Annotated in this window: 1 protein-coding gene; it reads left to right on the top strand. The window is 69.7% G+C overall.

Annotated elements, in window-relative coordinates:
- Window positions 1-805: autotransporter-associated beta strand repeat-containing protein (locus tag NTD82_RS02955; RefSeq protein WP_262127673.1), on the top strand; the 805-nt coding region annotated here is incomplete at both ends.

An 805-nucleotide genomic window follows, 5' to 3' on the forward strand; every position in this document is an offset into this window, starting at 1 on the left:
AGCGTGCTGTTCTGGGACGGCAGCGGCGGCGGCACGGGCGCCATCAGTGGCGGCAACGGCACCTGGGGCGGAACCGGCAGCAACTGGACCAACGCCAGCGGCAACTTCAACCAGAACTGGAACGATGGCTTCGCCGTGTTCCAGGGCAACACCGGCACCGTCACCGTCGAAGGCACCCAGACCACCACCGGCCTGCAATTCCTCACCGACGGCTACACCCTGGCCGCGGGCACCGCGGGCGAGCTGAACCTGATCAACGGCTCCACCGGCTATGCCGGCGTGCGCGTGGGCAGCGGCAACAGCGCCACCGTCGATGTCAACCTGACCGGCAGCGCCACCCTGAACAAACTCGAAGCCGGCACCCTGGTGCTGAACGGCAGCAACAGCTACAGCGGCGGCACCCAGCTCAACGGCGGCACCCTGGTGGTGGGCAACAACGCGGCCCTCGGCAGCGGCACCCTGACCACCGCCGACCTGACCACCCTGGACAGCAACCGCGCGGTGACCCTCGGCAACGCCGTGACCCTCAACGGCGGCCTGATCCTCGCCGGCAGCAACGACCTGAGCCTCACCGGCACCCTCGGCGGCAGCGGCGCCCTGGCGAAAAACGGCAACGCCAACCTGACCCTGAGCGGCAACAACAGCTACAGCGGCGGCACCCTGCTCAACGCCGGCAGCCTGACCCTCGGCCACAACGCCGCGCTGGGCACCGGCGCGCTGACGGTCCTCGGCAACACCCGCCTGGACACCACGGCGGATCTGCAAGTGGGCAACGCCATCGCCGTCGCGCAGCAACTGACCCTCG

This window comes from Pseudomonas sp. 5P_5.1_Bac1, assembly GCF_025466015.1.
GTDB lineage: Bacteria > Pseudomonadota > Gammaproteobacteria > Pseudomonadales > Pseudomonadaceae > Aquipseudomonas.